Here is a 19,278-nt window from a genome sequence, read left to right on the forward strand (position 1 = left end):
GCAGGGTCCCGTCAGGCGTGCTTACTGCCACCGCTGCATTTGGGCGACAAAGGCGCCTGTTGGCCTTCGGCCTGCCATTCCTCGGCGGTGTAGGGATGAATCGCCAGGGCATGGATCTGCCCCATCAGCTCACCGAGCGCCGCGTACACCAACTGGTGACGACGCACCTTGCTCAAACCAGCAAACCGGGGGCTGACCATGATGACTTTGTAATGGGTCTCGCGGCCACGGCTGTGCATGTGACTCTCATCCAGCACCTGTAGCCATTCTGGCTGGAGCTGCGCGCTGAGTTGCGCTTCGATCTGGGCTTGCTTGTTCATCATCAGGGTTTCTTCCGCTTATCCAGTTCGCTGCCAAGCTCACTCAGCAGCTGATTGACCTTGGGAACCGCCGCTTCCAGGCGCTGCTGGGTCAGGCGCGCCGATTCAGCCGTCAGTTGCGGCATGTTCTGCAGCACTTTCTGGCCTACTGGCGATTGGTAGAAGGCCAGCAGCTGGCGCAACTCCTCCTCGCTGAAAGTATCGGTATACACAGCGATCAGGTCACCCTTGAGCTGCTCCCAGCCGATCACCCGGTCCAGCTCGGCATTGGCCTGGGCCTGGTAGCGCTCCAGAAGTGCCTGCTGCTCAGCCGGCGCGCCAGCCTCTGCAAAGCGCTGGGCGAACATTTGCTGCACCTGGGCGTACACCGGCAGGGTCAGTCGATCGGCACGCGCCAGCTTGAGAAAGCGTTCGGCATCGGCGGCATGCTGCGCAACATCGGCCTGCGCCAGGGCGCTGCAAAGGGTCAGGCCCAAGGCAACAAAACAGGTAGCAAAGGGTTTCATCAGGCGTTCCGCTGGGCGATAAAGGCCCTGCATTCTGCGCCCATCACCGCCCCGGCTCAAGTCGCCGAGAGCGCCTGGCGGCGTTGCCGTCGCCCGCGATAGCTACGCACCAGGCTCGGTGCCAGTGCGGTAGCCGCCGACCCCAGCACCACCAGCAAGGCGCCCAGGTAGGCCAACAGGTTGGCATCTTCTGCCGCCACTCGCTCCGGCCACAGCGCAGCGGCAGCGGCCACCGCAGCGAAGGTCACCAACGGCGTCACCGCCAGCGCGGCGCTGACCCGTGACGCCTCCCAGTGCGCCAGTGCTTCGGCAAAAGCGCCATAGGCCACCAGGGTATTCAGGCAGCAAGCCAGCAACAACCAGCCCTGCAGCGGGCTGAGCTGCAACGCCTGCCAGGGATGCGCCCAGGGCGTAAGCAGCGCGGCACAGGCCAGGTAGATGACCATCATGATCTGCACGGAATTCCAACGGGTCAGCAACTGCTTCTGGGCCAGTCCATAGAACGCCCACAGCAAAGCCGCCAGCAGCACCGTGAGCACACCCAGGCTGTACTGCCCCAGGCCGCCGAACAAGTCATCCAGACGCTGGTTGAAGAACAGTGCAAAGCCCAGCAACAACACCAGCAAGCCCAGCCCCTGCAGGAGACTAAAGCTTTCCTTGAATACCCACAAACTGCCCAGCAACAGCAGGATGGGAGCCACCTGGATGACCAGCTGCGTAGTGCCGGGACTGAGCATGTTCAAGCCAACCAAATAGAGCACGTAGTTGCTGGTCAACCCGGCTATGGCCAATACCACCAGCCAGCGACCGTTACGCCCCAAACGGCTGAAGGCCGGCAGCTGACGCCGCGCCGCCAACCAGGCCAGCAGTAACAACCCCGCTACCAGCAGGCGATACCAGGTCACGGTGACCGGGTCCATGACCTGCAGTACGGTTTTCAACTTGATCGGCAGGATGCCCCACAGCAGCGCGGTCAATAGTGACAGCAACAGACCATAGAGCCAGCGACCGGAGGATGTATGCATGAGGTATTCGCCTTGTCAGGCAAGCGCAGGCAGGACCTGGATCAACGCTTGCAAAGCGGCATTCTAGAGGTTGCGTGAGACTGACCACAGAGACAGTTTCAGCGCGTTGTCCGAGACAACTGTACTGGCTGACCTTTGGTCGGCTGTACGTGCGGCGATTATTCGACGGATTATTCTGAAACTGTCGAAAACCCGTCAGGAGGATTGGCAGATGTACGGCAAGCGCGCACTAGACTCCACGCCCAGCGCCCACTATCGCAGTGACCGGCTTTGCTCGGTGAATGGCGAGTATTTTTTCGCTACCCGCGAAGGCACCCTCGAAGGTCCCTTCTACACCCGGGTCGATGCCGAACGCAGCATCGCTTTCTACATACGACAAATGCAGCAGTTCGCGCAGATGCCCAACCTGCGCCTGCAATGAGCCTTCGCTCAGAGCAGGCGCAGTGAGCCGGGCCTGTTAGCGCTTGCGGCCAAACCCAGGACGTTGGCCGTCCTGGGCAGCCGGAGCACGACGACCGGCCGGACGCGGAGCAGCTGCCGGCTCGCTATCCAGCGGCGGACGTGGCGTACGTACACGCGTGGGTTTGTCAGCTTCCTGGCGTGCCGGGCGCCCGGCCTGCGGCTTGGAGGCTGCAGGACTGCGCGCCGGACGCTTGTTGTCGTCGAAATCGGCACGTGACTTGGCGCGCTTGTCCACCGGCTTGATCAGCTTGCGCTGCTGGCGTACCAGCTTTTCACGCTGCTTTTCCTTGAGCTCCGGCAGCGCTACCGGAGTCAGGCCGACTTCAGCACTAAGCACGTCCACTTCACGCTGACTCATTTCACGCCAGCGACCAACACTCAGCTCCGAAGTCAGGAACACCGGCCCGAAACGCACACGTTTGAGTCGGCTGACCACCAGCCCCTGGGATTCCCAAAGGCGGCGTACCTCACGGTTGCGTCCTTCCATGACCACGCAATGGAACCAGCGATTGAAGCCTTCGCCACCCGGTGCCTGCTGGATGTCGCTGAAGCGCGCCGGACCGTCTTCGAGCATGACCCCGGTTTTCAGACGTTCGAGCATTTCCTCGTCGACTTCACCACGCACGCGCACGGCGTATTCGCGGTCCATCTCGTAGGATGGGTGCATCAGCCGGTTGGCCAGCTCACCATCGGTGGTGAACAGCAACAGGCCCGTGGTGTTGATGTCCAGGCGGCCGATGTTGATCCAGCGGCCATGGCGCAGGCGCGGCAGGCGATCGAATACCGTAGGGCGACCTTCCGGATCGTCACGGGTGCAGACTTCGCCTTCCGGCTTGTTATAGATCAGCACGCGGCGGCTTTCTTCGCTGCCTTCATCGCGCTTGAGCAGACGACCATCGACACTGATCGCGCTATGGCGGCTGACCCGCTGGCCCAGGCTGGCCAACTGGCCATCCACCTTGACCCGTCCGGCGCTGATCCAGGCCTCGATATCGCGACGCGAACCAAGACCCATGCGGGCCAGGACCTTTTGCAGTTTTTCACCCGCCGGGCTGACGGCTGTTTCGTTGGATTCGTTCATGCTGGGCACCTCCCGGTGTATCAAAGCGTCATCCGCCGCGCCGGCAGGCTGCACGACGCGGTGGCGCATCATACGCACTTGCCCGGCGTAACGCACGTTGCCGGGACCGACGGCATTCAGACAGGCTCAGGCTGCCCCTCAAGGCTGTCACGCAGATCGTCGAAGTCGGTCTTGAGCCCCTGCTCCATCTGATCCAGTTCGACCAGCAGGCTGCGAAAACTGGTTTCCTCGGCAGGGGCCGCAGCGGGCTGCGTCGCTTCCTCATCCAGGCTGGCATCGGCCAGGGCCTGCAAGGCTGCCGGCACCTCATCCTCGTCTTGCACTGCTGGCTCACCGACAAGGTCACGCAGCACGGCCAGGGGTGGCAACTCATCAAGGTTCTTCAGGTTGAAGTGATCCAGAAAAGCCCGCGTGGTGGCGAACATGGCCGGTCGGCCGGGCACGTCACGATGTCCGACGACACGCACCCATTCACGTTCCAGCAGGGTCTTGATGATCTGACTATTGACTGCCACGCCGCGCACATCCTCGATCTCGCCACGCGTGATCGGTTGCCGATAGGCAATCAGCGCGAGGGTCTCCAGCAGTGCCCGCGAATACCGCTGTGGGCGCTCTTCCCAGAGCCGGCCTACCCAGTTGGCATACTCTGCACGCACCTGCAGTCGATAGCCGCTGGCCACTTCACGCAGCTGCATGGCGCTCTCCGCACAGCGTTTATCCAGCAGGGCCAGCGCCTTCTTGAGTTGGGCCGGGGTGGGCCGCTCGTGCTCCTCGAAGAGTTCAGCCAGCCGCTCCAGCGACAGCGGCTTGCCACTGGCCAGCAACAAGGCTTCGAGAACGGGCGCCAGGTGTTTGGGATCGGCGGGGTTCATGCAAACTCGGACCTGTAGAGGAAGTCAGTGACTGCGGGCGCGCACATGGATGGGCGCAAAAGGTTCATTCTGCACCAGTTCAAGCAAGGCTTCCTTGACTAGTTCCAGCACGGCCATGAAGGTCACCACCACACCCAGGCGCCCTTCTTCCGGGCTGAACAGGGCAACAAAGGGCAGGAAGGCGCCGCCACGCAAGCGTTCCAGCACCTCGCTCATACGCTCGCGGGTAGACAGGGTTTCCCGGGTGATCTGGTGGCTCTCGAACATATCGGCACGTCGCAGCACCTCGGCCATGGCCAGCAGCACGTCTTCCAGCGCCACCTCCGGCAGCAGCTTGCGGGCGCGCGCCTCTGGCGCGTCCAGACGTGGCACCTGCAGTTCGCGGCCCACCCGCGGTAGCTCATCAAGCCCTTCGGCAGCGGCCTTGAAGCGTTCGTACTCCTGCAAGCGGCGGATCAGCTCGGCCCGCGGGTCGTCTTCCTCATCCTCGACCTCGGCAGAGCGTGGCAGCAACATACGCGACTTGATCTCCGCCAGCATGGCCGCCATCAGCAGATATTCGGCGGCCAGCTCCAGGCGTACGCTTTTCATCAGCTCGACATAGCTCATGTACTGATGGGTGATCTCGGCCACCGGGATATCGAGAATGTCGATGTTCTGTTTGCGGATCAGGTACAGCAAAAGATCCAGCGGCCCCTCGAAAGCCTCGAGAAACACCTCCAGGGCATCCGGCGGGATATACAGATCCTGCGGTAACTCGGTCACCGCCTGACCGTACACCAGGGCCAGCTGCTCCGGTGCGCTCACGGCAGTTCCTCAAAGGGCGACGGGTCACCACAGCCCACACGCAGCACTTCGGGCTGGCCATCCGCCAGGTTGATCACCGTGGACGCCTCCAGGCCGCCGTAGCCACCGTCGATGATCAGGTCAACCTGCTTTTCCAGGCGGTCACGCATTTCGTAAGGATCGGACAGCGGCAAGCTGTCTCCCGGCATCACCAGGCTCACGCTCATCAGCGGCTCGCCCAGCTCCTCGGCCAACGCCAGCGCAATCGGATGGGCCGGTACGCGCAGGCCAATGGTGCGCCGCTTGGCATGCAGCAACATGCGCGGCACTTCACGCGTGGCGGCCAGGATGAAGGTATAGGGGCCGGGAGTGTGCGCCTTGAGCAGGCGGAAAGCCGCCGTATCGACTTTGGCAAACAGCCCCAACTGGGAAAGGTCGCTGCATACCAGGGTGAAGTTGTGCTTGTCATCCAGCTGGCGTAGCCGGCGAATGCGTTCCAACGCGGCCTTGTCGCCCATCTGGCAACCCAGCGCGTAGGAGGAGTCGGTCGGGTAGATCACCACACCGCCCTGACGAATGATTTCCACTGCCTGCTTGACCAGGCGTGGCTGGGGGTTTTCCGCATGGATCTGGAAAAACTGACTCACCGTATTGCTCCTTGTGCCGGCGCATGGCGCCGCAGGCACCACCATGCCTGACAGTGTACACAGCCCGCCACTGGCAGACCCAGCGCCTTGTGGGGTTCAGGCGACCTGCCGCAACGAGGCGAAGCGATCGCTGAGCAGCGGCAAATCATCCGGCAACGGGCGATACCAGCCGGGCTCTGACCAGGCTGTTTGCGCGTGGAAGTCGCTCCCGGCACTGGCCAGCAAACCGAACTCACGGGCCAGGATGGCCAGGCTACCCACCTGCTCAGCAGGCTGCAGGCCATTGCTGACTTCCAGGCCCTGGCCGCCGGCAGCGATGAACTCGCTGACCAGACGCCGTCGCTTGCTGCGGGTCATCTCGTAGTGCATTGGATGCGCCAGGCTCACCCAGGCGCCGGCGGCGCGCAGACAGGCAACCGCCTGTTGCAGACTGGGCCAGTGCTGTTTAACGTCCCCCAGTTTGCCAGCCCCCAACCACTTGCGAAACGCCTCGGCCCGGTCACGCACATACCCGGCCTGTACCAGAAAATCGGCAAAATGCGGGCGTGCCGGAGCATTGTCGCTATCCCCCAGCGCCTGCTGCAACGCGCGCGCACCGGCAAAGGCACCCGGCATGCCCTTCTGCGCCAGGCGCTCGCCGATCTCCTCGGCCCGCGCCCAGCGCCCGCGATGCACATCGCCAAGGGCCTGCTGCAGAGCAGGCGCCGCTTCGGCAAAGTCGTAGCCCAGCACATGAATGGTCGCCCCGCCCCAGGTACAGGACAGCTCGACCCCATTGACCAGCTGCATGCCCAGCGCTGCGGCGGCCTGACGGGCCTCAAGCAGCCCTTCCAGGGTGTCGTGATCGGTCAGCGCCAACACCCGCACACCCCGTGCGTGAGCATGCTGAACCAACGCAGTCGGGCTCAGGACACCATCGGATGCGGTACTGTGGCAGTGCAGGTCGATGTCGATTGGCATGGTATTTCCGGGCTTGCGGGCTATTGCCGTTTGCACGGCGCTTTCAACTATTATGCCGTGACAAATAGTCGCTGGCTGCGCCAATTGCCTGTTCCTGGCTTTTACTATCGCCCCAGCCCCTTTATTCAGGACCCTCTCATGTTGTACGCGATCATTGCCACCGACCACCCTGCCAGCCTCGCCAAACGCCTGGAAGCCCGCCCAGCCCACCTGCAGCGCCTGCAGGCACTGCAGGATCAGGGGCGGCTGGTACTCGCCGGGCCGCACCCGGCCATCGACAGCAACGACCCTGGCCAGGCCGGTTTCACCGGCAGCCTGGTGGTGGCCGAATTCGATTCGCTGGAGCAGGCCCAGGCCTGGGCAGCTGCCGACCCCTACCAGGCTGCCGGGGTGTACGCCGCCGTTCAGGTAAAACCTTTTAAACAGGTCTTCCCCAGCCAGGGCTAAGCCCAGGCCTGCCAACTATCCAGTCACCCGGAGCTGCCATGTCGCCAGTTCGTTCTCTGCTGTTGTGCCTGTCGTTGATCGCCCCTGTGCTACAGGCTGAGCCATTCAGCCTAGCCGCGACTGCGCCTCAGAGCAGCCTGGCTGAATCGCAGCTGCAAGAGCAGCTGGTCGCCGTTCGCCAGCAACTGCAAGTGGGCCAGGCCGAGCATGACGAACTGCAAAAAGCCCTGCAGCTAGCCCGCAATGAGCTGGATGCTGCACAGGTACAACTGCAACGCCTGCGCCAGGACAACCAACGTCTCAAGCTCAAGCTGCAAACCCTGCAAAGCCAACAACCCGCCGCACTACTCAACGAGCAGCAACGCTGGTTTGCCCTGGGCGCCGCGCTGGTACTGCTGACCTTGTTGCTCAATCGCCTGCTGCTGAGTCGTTCACGCAGCAAACACTGGCTGAACTGACTGTCATGCATGACGTATTGCTGATCGATGACGACATCGAGCTTTGTGAACTGCTCAGCCACTGGCTCACTCAGGAAGGTTTCCAGGTGCGCGCTTGCCATGATGGCCAGCAGGCCCGCGAAAACCTCGCCCTGCACAGCCCGGAAGCGGTAATCCTCGATGTCATGCTGCCTGACGGCAGTGGTCTGGAGCTGCTCAAGCAACTGCGCAGCCACTACCCTGAGCTACCCGTGCTGATGCTCTCGGCACGCGGCGAGCCACTCGACCGCATTCTCGGCCTGGAACTGGGGGCCGACGACTACCTGGCCAAGCCTTGCGACCCCCGCGAGCTGACTGCCCGCCTGCGTGCAGTGTTGCGGCGTAGCGGTGCGCCGGCCAGCCCCAGCCAGATCAGCCTGAATGATCTGGACTACAGCCCAGGACGCGGCGTGGCGTGCATCCGCGGCGAGGAGATCCCGCTGACGCTCTCCGAGGGGCGTATCCTGGAAACCCTGCTGCGCCAGCCCGGCGAACCGGTGGACAAGCAAACCCTCGCCCAGGCCGCCCTGGGTCGCCCGCTGACCCTTTACGACCGCAGCCTGGACATGCACGTCAGCAACCTGCGTCGCAAACTGGGCCAGCATGCCAACGGCCAGCCACGCATCATCGGCCTGCGTGGGCGCGGCTACTACTACGCCCCCTGAGCCCGTCCTTTACACAGCTTTTACCTTGCCCTGACCGCCACCACATACGGCCAGCCGTACACTGCAGGCATCCGGCACAGCCAAGCAGCCGGCCCACTCAAGGAGATATCCCGATGAAAAAATCCATGATTGCCGCGCTTTTCGCCCTGAGCCTGCCGCTGGCCGTACAGGCCATGCCGATGGGCGAACCGGGGCGCGCCGGCCAGTGTGAAATGGGCATGCACAAAGGCATGAAACACACCGGCCCGCACAGCCTGTTCAAGGCGCTCGACCTGAGCAAGGAGCAGCGCCAGCAGATCAACCATCTGATGCGCGAACAGATGGGCAGTGCCGCGCAAATCCACCAGCGCTACCTCGACAAACTGCCGGCCGCCGACAAGCAGGCCATGCAGGATGAACTCCAGGCCAAGCGCGATGCGCACCACAAGGCCATCCGCGACCTGCTCAAGCCTGAGCAGCAGGCCCAGTTCGACGAGCACCTCAAGGCCATGGAAGCCCGTCGCGCCGAGCGTGCCGAGTTCGAAGCCTGGAAAGCGCAAAAGAACCAGGCTGAGTAACCCTGACTGCGCCCGGCACCCGCCGGGCGCAGCATGTATTCCGCGAGGTAATCCATGGGCAGCATGTTCTGGCGCATTTTCGCCAGTTTCTGGCTGGCAATCGTTCTGGTTGCCGGCTTTTCCGTGCTGCTCGGCCGCGCCCTGAATCAGGATGCCCTGATCCTCGCCACCCATCCGGCACTCAAACAGCTCCCGGAGCGCTGGGTAGCCTATTACGAAGCGGGTGACTTCCCAGCGGCCAGGCGCCTGCTGGAACAACGCAAACGTCACCAGCAACTGGACGTCCAGGTACTCAACGAAGAGGGCCAGCCGCTCAGCGAAGGCACGCTGTTTTCCCGCGCGGCCGCCTTCGAGGCACGTGCCAAGCCACACCGTCTCCCCTGGCGGCGCCTCACCGAACAATACGAAAGCCCTACTGGCAGCGCTTACCTGTTCATCTATCGGATTCCCCATTCCAGCCTGCATGAGTGGCAACGCGGCAGCCTGCTCCTGCCGCTGGGTGCGCTGTTGGCGGCGTTGTTGGTCCTGACGCTGCTTAGCCTGCGCCTGACCCTGTCCATCACCCGCCCGCTGCAGAGCTTGCGGGGCGCCGTGCATGACCTCGGGCGCACCGCCTATCAGCAACAAAGCCTGGCCCGGCTGGCGACCCGGCGTGACGAGTTCGGCTTGCTCGCCGAGGACTTCAACCAGATGGGCCAGCGCCTGCAGGGCCTGATCGCCAGCCAGCGCCAACTGCTGCGCGATGTATCCCATGAGCTGCGCTCACCCCTGGCCCGCCTGAAGATTGCCCTGGCCCTTGCCGAGCGAGCCGACGAAGCACAGCGCCGCGCGTTGTGGCCGCGCCTCGACCAGGAGTGCAATCGCCTGGAAGCACTGATCAGCGAGATTCTTACCCTGGCCCGCCTGGATGCCGAGCCTGGCGGCAAGCAGGCCGTCGACCTGCCGGCCCTGCTACACAAGCTGGCCGATGACGCCCGCCTGCAGTGGCCCGAGCAACACCTTGAGCTGCATTTGCAGGCACTGCAGGTACAGGGTTGGCCGGACATGCTCGAACGAGCCATCGACAACCTGCTGCGCAATGCACTGCGCTTCAACCCACCCCAGCAGCCGGTGGAAATCCACCTGCTGCGCCAGGGCAACTGCTGTCGCCTGGATATCCGCGACCATGGTCCCGGAGTGGCCGCAGAGCACCTGGCACGTCTCGGCGAGCCGTTCTTCCGCGCCCCTGGACAAAGCAGTACGGGCCACGGACTGGGCCTGGCCATCGCCCGGCGAGCAGCGGAACGCCTAGGCGGCAGCCTGGTGCTGAGCAACCATGCACAAGGCGGATTGCTGGCCAGCCTGCTGCTGCCCCTCGAATAGGCCAAAAAAAACGGGAATCCATCGTTGGATTCCCGCAATGCAAAGCGGCCGCAGCCGCTTCAACCTCACCTGCGTTTGCTAAAAACGCCCATCCAGCATGGCAAACCCACCCGGGTATGTCCGTTGCGCTTTGTTGACCGATTGCAAAGAAATGTAAGTAGCCACGCACTGGCCGATACGCGCTCGACAGGTGACAATCCACCGATGTCTCTGCCCTATCCTTCCCATTGCCTGCCCTGCCCTCTGCCCTGGCACCTGCCGACCGAACTGGGCAGCCTGGCGCTGCAGGCCTGCCGCTATCCGCCGGTCCTGCCACTGCAGGACTTCGCCGACTGCGCAATCCACCTACCCACGCGCCTGGCGCAGGCGTCCAGCAAGCGCCAGGCGGAATACCTGGCGGGACGCTGTTGCGCACGCGCGGCACTCGCCGCACTGGGCTGCCCGGGCTGGGATGCCCCGCAACAGGCCAGCGGCGCTCCCGCCTGGCCAACCGGCAGGATTGCCAGCATCAGCCATGGCCAGGGCTGGGCACTGGCCGTGGCGGCCCGGCAAACACACTGGCAAGCCATTGGTCTTGATGTGGAGCGCTGCCTATCGACACAGCGCAGCGAGCGCCTGCTGCGCCAACTGCTTACCCCGGCGGAAATCAGCCGTCTGCCCGCACACCCCGAACACCGCGCCAGGCAGGTCACATTGAGTTTTTCCGCCAAGGAAAGTCTGTACAAGGCCCTGCACCCGCTGTGCGGCGTGTCGTTCTTCTTTCAGGACGCCGAGCTCGTGGCGGCAGCTGATGGTCAATTGCGCCTGCGCCTGCTGCGCGACCTGCACGACGACTGGCTGCACGGGCGGGAGCTGCAAGGTTATTACTGGACGCTGGAGGACAGCCTGGTCACCCTGGTGGTCAGTCCGGCGCCTGTTCAGACGCCTGGCAACGTGGCCAGATCAGGCTGAAACGCGCTCCGCCCAACCCCTGGCTGGCGCCCACCAGGGCGCGCCCAGCGTGCCAGTAGATGATTCGCCGGACAATCGACAGGCCCAGGCCGTGGCCACCGGAGGCCCGCGTGCGGCTGTCATCCAGGCGAATGAACGGGGTGAACAGGCGCTGCCAGTCGCTTTCCGGCACACCCGGACCGTCATCCTCCACATCGATACGGCAGCGCCGTGGGCCAATCTGATAGCTCACCTGCACGCAGGTTTCCGCATGGCGCATGGCATTGCTGACCAGATTCTGCAGGGCGCGGCGCAGATAACGCGGCTCCGCCTCGACCCAGGCACCCTGCTCTGGATCGTCGCCACAGGTGCCGACCTGCAAGTGGACACTGGCACGCAGTGGTGCCAACTCATCAAGCACCTGTTCGATCAGCTCGCGCAGGTTCAAACGACTGAAATGCAACGCCGGGGTACCCTGCTCCAGGCGCGCATAGACCAGCATCTCGTCAACCAGCTTGTCCAGCTCCTGAATATCACCGTCCATGCCATCCAGATAGCTGCGTCGCTGTTGATCATTGCTGGCGTCGGCAATCATCTCCAGGCCGAAACGCAAGCGCGCTACAGGCGTACGTAGCTCATGGGAAACCGCACGCACCAGCTCGCGCTGGATGGACAGCAGGCGCTGTAGCTGCTCGGCCATGCCGTTGAAGGCACCGGCCAGGCGACCCACCGCATCGCTGTCATCCGCAGCAACCCGCGCCTCCAGGCGGCCACTGGCAATCTGCGCGGCTGCCGCCGCCAGTCCCTGCAGACGACGCTCCAGCTGGCGCACCAGCAGGTAGGTGATCACCCCGATCAGGGTCAGGCCAATCGCACCAATCAGCAACAACAGATGGGTGGGATAGGGATTCATCTGATAGATCGGCCCGGCTTCCAATACCCAGGGCGTCTCGACGATACCCGCCAGCACGCGCATGCCATCGGCGCCCTTGTTGAGGGTCATCACCGTGTCACCTTCATCGATGCGCCGGCGCTGATCATCATCTACATCCAGGTCGGCCAACTCGACCAGGCGCAGCTCGTAGCCAAAGCCCTTGTCATCATGCAACTGGCGCAGGCGTTGCGGCTGCTCCTCGGCAGGATGCCGGCGCAATTCATCGATCAGCAGATACAGGGTGGCCCGTGCCAGCTGTTCGCTGATCTGCTGCACATCGGCACTCAGCACCAGGCGCTCATCAGTCGGCAACAGGCTGTGGATCAACACACCATGCGCGCCGGTGGGCTCCACCAGCACGCGCCCTCTCTGCAGCTGCTTACGCTGGCTGTTATCGAGGGTCAGCCGATCAATACGTTCCAATTGCAGGGGCACACCCAACAGACGCGACCAAAGCGCCAGGGCACGCCGCCGCTCCACCGGGGTCAGCTCACGCAGGTTGTCGGCCATCAGGCGAAAGGTGCCGTTGGCGAGGTTTTCCCGGTAATTGTCGACGCGCACCTGGTTGACCAGCTGCAAGGTGGCAAAGCCCAGCAGCGCAACCAACACCAGTACCGCCAGCAGCCCCCCGTAAACACGCAGGAAGATCGAGTTCATTGCGCCTCGGCCACGAACAGATAGCCTTTGCTGCGCACGGTCTTGATCAGTCGCGGGTGCATGGGGTCATCGCCGATCTTCGGACGGATGCGCGAGATACGCACATCGATGGAGCGATCCTGGCCGTCGTACTCGATACCGCGCAGGGCGTTGAAGATTTCCTCGCGCGACAGGATGCGCCCGGCATTGGCCGCCAGCAGCCAGAGCAGATCGAACTCGGCACTGGTCAGCTCGATACTCTGCCCGGCCAGCCAAGCCTCCCGCATGCCCTGGTCGATCTGCAGCGCACCGAACTGCAGGCGGCGCTGCGGCTCGCCAGACACGTCGAGACTGGAACCCTGCTGCTCGCTACGCCGCAACAGGGCACGAATGCGCGCCAGCAGCACGCGCGGGCGTACCGGCTTGCACACATAGTCATCGGCGCCCAGCTCCAGGCCCAGCACCTGGTCAAGGTCATCGGTTCGCGCGGTCAGCATGAGAATCGCCCCCGTATAGGCCGGGCGCAGCTTGCGGCAGATGCTCAGGCCATCCTCGCCAGGCAGCATGAGATCCAGCACCACCAGATCAGGCTGCTCCGCAAGAATGCGCTGCACCGCGCGCGCGCCATCGCCCTCGATGGCCACGTCCAGGCCATTGCCCTGCAGGTAATCGCGGGTCAACTCGGCGAGGCGCAGGTCATCCTCGACAATCAGGATACGACCGGCCTGTACTGCATGGGTCATGCCTTGCTTCCTCTAGGAGCGGGATGCGGCATTGTAACAACGCCACACAACGACAGGTGCGGCTCCTGCACAGGAGTTTTTTCGCCATCCTTGCGGCCCTTGCCACAAGCCGCAGCAGCCCTGCGCTCGCGCCATCCATCCCCACGCCACGCACAACAAATCCACACCTTATCCACAGATATTTTTATCAGTTCATGACTTGCATCATTGCCGTGCCAACACTATCTTGTGCCTCGCAAAGCAAAACTCACTAGATATTGTGTTCAGCACTCAGCAAGTCGCTTGACGACAGTGCACGCATCCGCACCTGTCAGGCACCTTGCAGACATGCACCGCATGGCTTGCCGGGCCATGCGCAGGCCACGGAAGGCTCAGGCAACGCCTCCCCCTTTCGTCCTGTTCACCGCACCAGGCATGTCCTGCGTCGGCAAGCGGCCCTTTGCCCACTGCTCTTACCTTGCCCATGGAGAACCCCATGCACACTGACAACCAGCAGCCTTCCGGCAGCGCCACGGCCCCCTTTGCCGACCTGCCCGCCAGCGACGAGCTGCGCGTCAATGCCCCCGGCCAACTGCGCGTGATCAAGCGCAATGGCAGCGTGGTGCCATACACCGACGACAAGATCAGCGTGGCCATCAGCAAGGCATTCCTCGCCGTGGAAGGCGGTACTGCCGCCGCCTCCTCGCGTATCCACGACACCGTGGCACGCCTGACCGCACAGGTCACCGCCACCTTCCGGCGTCGCCTGCCCTCCGGTGGCACCCTGCATATCGAAGATATCCAGGACCAGGTGGAACTGGCCCTGATGCGCGCCGGCGAGCACAAGGTTGCCCGCGACTACGTTCTGTACCGTGAAGCCCATGCACAGGCCCGCAAGAGCCGCCAGGCCAACATCAGCCAGGCACACCCAAGCATTCGGGTCAGCCATCCCGATGGCAGCCAGAGCCCCCTGGATCTGGGCCGCCTGCGCACCATCATCAGCGAAGCCTGCGAAGGCCTCAGCGAAGTGGATGCCGGGCTGATTGAGCGTGAGAGCCTGAAGAACCTCTACGACGGTGTCGCCGAAAAAGACGTCAATACCGCCCTGGTCATGACCGCGCGAACCCTGGTCGAGCGTGAGCCCAACTACAGCTATGTCACAGCACGTCTGCTGCTCGATACCCTGCGCGGCGAAGCACTGAGCTTCCTCGGCATTGCCGGCAGCGCCACCCATCACGAAATGGCCAGCCGCTACGCAGAAGCCCTGCCAGCCTATATCGTCAAGGGGGTGGAGCTGGAACTGCTTGATCCTCGCCTGGCCAGCTTCGACCTGCAGCGACTGGCCAAGGCACTCGACCACCAGCGTGATCAGCAGTTCGCCTACCTCGGCCTGCAGACCCTTTACGATCGCTACTTCCTGCACAAGGATGACGTGCGCTTCGAGCTGCCGCAGATCTTCTTCATGCGCGTCGCCATGGGCCTGGCTATCGAGGAGCCGCAGAAGGAAGAGCGCGCCATCGAGTTCTACAACCTGCTCTCCTCGTTCGACTACATGGCCTCCACGCCGACCCTGTTCAACGCCGGCACCCTGCGTCCGCAGCTCTCCAGCTGCTACCTGACCACCGTGCCGGACGACCTGGGCGGCATCTACAGCGCCCTGCGCGACAACGCCCTGCTGAGCAAATTCGCCGGCGGCCTAGGCAACGACTGGACCCCGGTGCGCGCCCTGGGCGCCTACATCAAGGGCACCAACGGCAAGAGCCAGGGCGTGGTGCCCTTCCTCAAGGTGGTCAACGACACCGCGGTGGCGGTCAACCAGGGCGGCAAGCGCAAGGGCGCGGTCTGCGCCTACCTGGAGACCTGGCACCTGGATATCGAAGAATTCCTCGAACTGCGCAAGAACACCGGTGACGACCGTCGTCGTACCCACGACATGAACACCGCCAACTGGATTCCCGACCTGTTCATGAAGCGCGTGTTCGACGACGGCCCCTGGACCCTGTTCAGCCCCTCCGATGTGCCCGATTTGCACGACCTGACCGGCAAGGCCTTCGAAGAGCGCTACGAGTACTACGAAGCCATGGCCGGCTACGGCAAGCTCAAGCTGCACAAGACCATCGCCGCCAAGGACCTGTGGCGCAAGATGCTCTCGATGCTGTTCGAGACAGGCCACCCGTGGATCACCTTCAAGGACCCGTGCAACCTGCGCAGCCCGCAACAGCACGTCGGCGTGGTGCACAGCTCCAACCTGTGCACCGAGATCACCCTGAACACCTCGCCCGACGAGATTGCCGTGTGCAACCTGGGCTCGGTGAACCTGCCGCAGCACATCGTCGACGGCAAGCTAGACCTGGAGAAACTGCGCCGCACCGTCAGCACGGCCGTGCGCATGCTGGATAACGTCATCGACATCAACTACTACTCGGTACCCCAGGCACGCAACTCCAACCTCAAGCACCGTCCGGTCGGCCTCGGCCTGATGGGCTTCCAGGATGCCCTGTACCTGCAGCAACTGGCCTACGGCTCGCAGGCTGCCGTGGAGTTCGCCGACCGCTCGATGGAAGCCATCAGCTACTTCGCCATCCAGGCCTCCTGCGAGCTGGCCGAGGAGCGCGGCAGCTATGCAACCTTCGAGGGCTCCTTGTGGAGCCAGGGCATCCTGCCGCTGGACTCGCAGCAGATCCTCATCGAGCAACGCGGCCAGAAATACATCGAGGTCGACCTCTCCGAGTCGCTGGACTGGGCACCGTTGCGCGAGCGCGTGAAAAAAGGCATCCGCAACTCCAACATCATGGCCATCGCGCCGACCGCGACCATCTCCAACATCGTCGGCGTCTCGCAGTCGATCGAGCCGACCTATCAGAACCTCTATGTGAAGTCGAACCTCTCTGGCGAGTTCACCGTGATCAACCCCTACCTGGTACGTGATCTCAAGGCACGCGGCCTCTGGGATGCGGTCATGGTCAACGACCTCAAGTACTACGACGGCTCCCTGCAGCAGATCGAGCGCATTCCTCAGGATCTCAAGGAACGCTACGCCACCGCCTTCGAAGTCGAACCGCGCTGGATAGTCGACGCCGCCAGCCGCCGCCAGAAGTGGCTAGACCAGGCACAGTCGCTGAACCTGTATATCGCCGGTGCATCAGGCAAGAAGCTAGACGTCACCTATCGCATGGCCTGGTACCGGGGCCTGAAGACCACCTACTACCTCCGCGCCCTGGCGGCGACCAGTACCGAGAAGTCGACCATTACCACCGGCGCGCTCAATGCCGTATCCAGCGGTGGCGAAGCATCGCTACAGGCCGCCGGGCCGGCACCGGTGCCCAAGGCCTGCAGCATTGACAACCCGGACTGCGAAGCCTGCCAGTGAGGCAAGCGGCAGCCTGCGTTGTCCGCGGAGATAACGCAGGCCCCAACACATTGCGCTGTTGTGCAGCCACGCAACAGCAACCAACAGCCGACCGGCCCGCCGGTCCCCACAAGGAGCTACTCACATGCTGAGCTGGGACGAATTCACCAAACCCGAAGACCAGGCCGCCCCCTTGCAAGCCGCCCTGCCGGTCAATACGCCAGACAGCCACAGCGATGCCAGCGTCAGCCAGGCCCGTGCCGTCAGTGCCGATGACTCAGCCGCCGTGGCTCGCGCCAAAGCTGCGCTCAATGAACTGGATATCCAGGAAGGCCTGGATGACCTGGAAGGCGCCGGTGCGCGCGTACGCGTCGACGAAAAACGCATGATTAACTGTCGCGCCGACCTCAACCAGCTGGTGCCCTTCAAATATGACTGGGCCTGGCAAAAATACCTGGACGGTTGCGCTAACCACTGGATGCCGCAGGAGGTCAATATGACCGCCGACATCGCCCTGTGGAAAAGTGCCGACGGCCTCTCCGAAGATGAGCGGCGCATCGTCAAACGTAACCTTGGCTTCTTCTCCACCGCCGACAGCCTGGTGGCCAACAACCTGGTGCTGGCCGTCTACCGCCTGATCACCAACCCCGAATGCCGCCAGTACATCCTCCGCCAGGCCTTCGAGGAAGCGATCCACACCCACGCCTACCAGTACTGCATCGAGTCACTGGGCATGGACGAGGGCGAGATCTTCAACATGTACCACGAGATCCCCAGCGTCGCGAAAAAGGCCAGCTGGGGCCTCAAGTACACCCGCTCGATCTCCGACCCCACCTTCCAGACGGGCACCCCGGAAACCGATCGACAGTTCCTCAAGAACCTGATCGCCTACTACTGCGTACTAGAAGGCATCTTCTTCTACTGCGGCTTCACCCAGATCCTCTCGATGGGCCGCCGCAACAAGATGACCGGCACCGCCGAACAGTTCCAGTACATCCTGCGTGATGAGTCCATGCACCTGAATTTCGGCATCGACATGATCAACCAGATCAAGATCGAGAACCCGCACCTGTGGGATGCCGCCATGAAGGACGAAGCGACGCAGATGATCCTGCAGGGCACCCAGCTGGAAATCGAATACGCACGCGACACCATGCCGCGCGGCGTGCTGGGCATGAACGCCGCGATGATGGAGGACTACCTCAAATTCATCGCCAATCGCCGCCTGACCCAGATCGGCCTGAAGGAAGAGTACCCAGGCACCACCAATCCCTTCCCGTGGATGAGCGAGATCATGGATCTAAAGAAAGAGAAGAACTTCTTCGAAACCCGCGTGATCGAGTATCAGACCGGGGGCGCGCTGAGCTGGGACTGATCAGGCCTGCACCGGCAATGCGCTTCCCCCCTGTCGGAAGCGCATTGCGCCTAACGGCAATTGCCCGCGCAGCCGTTGCGGGCACAGGCAGGTGCTTCGGGATTTTTCAGCACCCGGCTGTTGACCACACCCGCCGCACTCAATAGACGGGTTACCGGCGTCTCATCGGCAATCGCCGGATCAGCCGGCAAGCCACCCGCACTCCGCAACTCGCCCCAGGTACGCGGCTGCAACGACATGCCATGCCGTACTTCATAGACCTGGCCATTGGCCTCACAGCGATAGTCATAGGTTGGCATGCATAGAACTCCTCTAGGTACAGACTGTGATCGAGGCATTTTAGTCGGCGTGATGTGTACTGCGCAGCCCTGTATCGCGAACGATTAAACTACCCTCACCCGCCTTAGCCGAAACGACCCGTCCCGATGTTCACCTTACTGCACCTTAATACGCCGCCTGCGGAGTCGCTGAAGAGCCAGTTGCTGCAGATGGTCGTGGACTATTTCAGCGACCTCAGCCCACTCCCTTTGCAACCCAGCAACCCGCTTTATGCACTGTACCAGTACGTTCTGGGGTACGAAGTACACCTATACCTGCAAGGCATGGGTAGCGATGCCAACGCCAGCGCTCGTCTGCTGCTCGCCCTGGCAGATGAGGACCCTCTGCACGTGCTGGGCTTTGCGCTGTATCTACCCTGCATCGGCAATCCCCAGGCGGCCACCCTGCTTTACCTGGCCGTCAACAGCGCACAACGTCGCCAGGGCATCGGACGCGCCTTGCTGAAGCAGTTGCGCCTGCTCCATCCCCATCTTGCGCTGGCCTGCGTACCTAACCAGGTTGCCATGTTCCGCCAGCTAGGCTTTCAGGTACTGGGCGCACGCGGGCCTCAAGTGTTGATGAACAGTCAGGCACAAGCTGCCGATGGCTGGGTGGCCGTGCAAGACTTGCAGCCCATCTTCCAGTCGCGTGAAGTACGGCAGATTCATGCCTACCTGCTCAAACAACATGGCAGCCAGGCCATGCGACAGGCTGAGCGGCAACGTGACCGCCTGCTCGACCAACTGACTCGCCAAGCCCTGACCATGGCAGAACACCCCGGCAATCCTCCCATCATGCACTGATCAGGGAACCGCGCGGATCTTTGCACGGTCACATGACACACCTCG

At 63.0% G+C, this 19,278-nt stretch carries 21 protein-coding genes; 10 read left to right on the forward strand and 11 right to left on the reverse strand.

Annotated features, from left to right (window positions below):
* Window positions 1-11: 11 nt before the first annotated feature.
* The 3 genes from CW360_RS02545 to CW360_RS02555 are packed head-to-tail and all read right to left on the reverse strand — an operon-like array spanning window position 12 to window position 1,851.
* Complete coding sequence (locus tag CW360_RS02545) at window positions 12-320, reverse strand: BolA family protein (RefSeq protein ID WP_093986929.1); 309 nt, start codon at window positions 318-320, stop codon at window positions 12-14.
* Window positions 321-322: 2 nt separating this feature from the next.
* On the reverse strand, window positions 323-826 hold the full coding sequence (locus tag CW360_RS02550; protein ID WP_101192787.1) for a DUF2059 domain-containing protein: 504 nt from the start codon (window positions 824-826) through the stop codon (window positions 323-325).
* Between the two features lie 56 nt (window positions 827-882).
* Window positions 883-1,851 carry a DMT family transporter gene (locus CW360_RS02555; protein WP_101192639.1) on the reverse strand — a complete coding sequence of 323 codons (969 nt, stop codon included), beginning with the start codon at window positions 1,849-1,851 and terminating at the stop codon, window positions 883-885.
* Between the two features lie 211 nt (window positions 1,852-2,062).
* Between CW360_RS02555 and CW360_RS02560 the strand changes: the two genes are divergently transcribed.
* Window positions 2,063-2,272: a DUF6316 family protein gene (locus CW360_RS02560; protein ID WP_093986796.1), complete on the forward strand. Its 210-nt coding sequence runs from the start codon at window positions 2,063-2,065 to the stop codon at window positions 2,270-2,272.
* Between the two features lie 36 nt (window positions 2,273-2,308).
* Here CW360_RS02560 and rluB read toward each other — a convergent pair whose 3' ends face one another.
* The 5 genes from rluB to CW360_RS02585 all read right to left on the reverse strand — a co-directional run bounded on the left by rluB (window position 2,309) and on the right by CW360_RS02585 (window position 6,653).
* Complete coding sequence (rluB, locus tag CW360_RS02565) at window positions 2,309-3,394, reverse strand: 23S rRNA pseudouridine(2605) synthase RluB (RefSeq protein ID WP_101192640.1); 1,086 nt, start codon at window positions 3,392-3,394, stop codon at window positions 2,309-2,311.
* Window positions 3,395-3,510: 116 nt separating this feature from the next.
* Window positions 3,511-4,266, reverse strand: coding sequence for an SMC-Scp complex subunit ScpB (gene scpB, locus CW360_RS02570; RefSeq protein WP_101192641.1), 756 nt, complete (start codon window positions 4,264-4,266; stop codon window positions 3,511-3,513).
* Between the two features lie 24 nt (window positions 4,267-4,290).
* Complete coding sequence (locus tag CW360_RS02575) at window positions 4,291-4,989, reverse strand: segregation and condensation protein A (protein WP_165765329.1); 699 nt, start codon at window positions 4,987-4,989, stop codon at window positions 4,291-4,293.
* An 80-nt stretch (window positions 4,990-5,069) separates the two neighbouring features.
* Window positions 5,070-5,699: an L-threonylcarbamoyladenylate synthase gene (locus tag CW360_RS02580; protein ID WP_101192642.1), complete on the reverse strand. Its 630-nt coding sequence runs from the start codon at window positions 5,697-5,699 to the stop codon at window positions 5,070-5,072.
* A 96-nt stretch (window positions 5,700-5,795) separates the two neighbouring features.
* Entirely contained in the window at window positions 5,796-6,653 is an 858-nt protein-coding gene (locus CW360_RS02585) for a PHP domain-containing protein (RefSeq protein ID WP_101192788.1), read from the reverse strand.
* Between the two features lie 144 nt (window positions 6,654-6,797).
* Between CW360_RS02585 and CW360_RS02590 the strand changes: the two genes are divergently transcribed.
* The 6 genes from CW360_RS02590 (at window position 6,798) to CW360_RS02615 (ending at window position 11,117) form a co-directional block, all read left to right on the forward strand.
* Window positions 6,798-7,106, forward strand: coding sequence for a YciI family protein (locus CW360_RS02590; protein ID WP_093986792.1), 309 nt, complete (start codon window positions 6,798-6,800; stop codon window positions 7,104-7,106).
* A gap of 38 nt (window positions 7,107-7,144) precedes the next feature.
* A complete protein-coding gene (locus tag CW360_RS02595; RefSeq protein ID WP_101192643.1) occupies window positions 7,145-7,564 on the forward strand; it encodes a translation initiation factor 2 in 420 nt (139 codons plus the stop codon).
* A 5-nt stretch (window positions 7,565-7,569) separates the two neighbouring features.
* Window positions 7,570-8,247: a response regulator transcription factor gene (locus CW360_RS02600; RefSeq protein ID WP_093986790.1), complete on the forward strand. Its 678-nt coding sequence runs from the start codon at window positions 7,570-7,572 to the stop codon at window positions 8,245-8,247.
* A gap of 113 nt (window positions 8,248-8,360) precedes the next feature.
* On the forward strand, window positions 8,361-8,804 hold the full coding sequence (locus CW360_RS02605; protein WP_101192644.1) for a Spy/CpxP family protein refolding chaperone: 444 nt from the start codon (window positions 8,361-8,363) through the stop codon (window positions 8,802-8,804).
* A 54-nt stretch (window positions 8,805-8,858) separates the two neighbouring features.
* Window positions 8,859-10,166 carry a sensor histidine kinase gene (locus CW360_RS02610; protein ID WP_093986788.1) on the forward strand — a complete coding sequence of 436 codons (1,308 nt, stop codon included), beginning with the start codon at window positions 8,859-8,861 and terminating at the stop codon, window positions 10,164-10,166.
* A gap of 204 nt (window positions 10,167-10,370) precedes the next feature.
* Window positions 10,371-11,117: a 4'-phosphopantetheinyl transferase family protein gene (locus tag CW360_RS02615; protein ID WP_101192645.1), complete on the forward strand. Its 747-nt coding sequence runs from the start codon at window positions 10,371-10,373 to the stop codon at window positions 11,115-11,117.
* Here CW360_RS02615 and CW360_RS02620 read toward each other — a convergent pair.
* Window positions 11,068-12,687, reverse strand: coding sequence for an ATP-binding protein (locus tag CW360_RS02620; protein ID WP_101192646.1), 1,620 nt, complete (start codon window positions 12,685-12,687; stop codon window positions 11,068-11,070). The two genes, CW360_RS02615 and CW360_RS02620, sit on opposite strands and share 50 nt — an antisense overlap.
* Window positions 12,684-13,409, reverse strand: coding sequence for a winged helix-turn-helix domain-containing protein (locus tag CW360_RS02625; protein ID WP_101192647.1), 726 nt, complete (start codon window positions 13,407-13,409; stop codon window positions 12,684-12,686). The genes CW360_RS02620 and CW360_RS02625 overlap by 4 nt, the downstream gene beginning before the upstream one ends.
* A gap of 475 nt (window positions 13,410-13,884) precedes the next feature.
* Here CW360_RS02625 and CW360_RS02630 point away from each other — a divergent pair, with 475 nt between their 5' ends.
* Window positions 13,885-16,758 carry a ribonucleoside-diphosphate reductase subunit alpha gene (locus tag CW360_RS02630; protein WP_101192648.1) on the forward strand — a complete coding sequence of 958 codons (2,874 nt, stop codon included), beginning with the start codon at window positions 13,885-13,887 and terminating at the stop codon, window positions 16,756-16,758.
* 124 nt (window positions 16,759-16,882) lie between these two features.
* Window positions 16,883-18,112, forward strand: coding sequence for a ribonucleotide-diphosphate reductase subunit beta (locus CW360_RS02635; protein WP_093986783.1), 1,230 nt, complete (start codon window positions 16,883-16,885; stop codon window positions 18,110-18,112).
* A gap of 50 nt (window positions 18,113-18,162) precedes the next feature.
* On the opposite strand, the gene CW360_RS02640 is transcribed toward CW360_RS02635, so the two are convergent.
* On the reverse strand, window positions 18,163-18,411 hold the full coding sequence (locus CW360_RS02640) for an FmdB family zinc ribbon protein (RefSeq protein ID WP_101192649.1): 249 nt from the start codon (window positions 18,409-18,411) through the stop codon (window positions 18,163-18,165).
* A 126-nt stretch (window positions 18,412-18,537) separates the two neighbouring features.
* On the opposite strand from CW360_RS02640, the gene CW360_RS02645 reads away from it, so the two are divergent.
* Window positions 18,538-19,233: a GNAT family N-acetyltransferase gene (locus tag CW360_RS02645; protein ID WP_101192650.1), complete on the forward strand. Its 696-nt coding sequence runs from the start codon at window positions 18,538-18,540 to the stop codon at window positions 19,231-19,233.
* The last annotated feature ends 45 nt before the right edge of the window (window positions 19,234-19,278 follow it).

Source organism: Pseudomonas fluvialis (genome assembly GCF_002835605.1).
Lineage (GTDB): Bacteria > Pseudomonadota > Gammaproteobacteria > Pseudomonadales > Pseudomonadaceae > Aquipseudomonas > Aquipseudomonas fluvialis.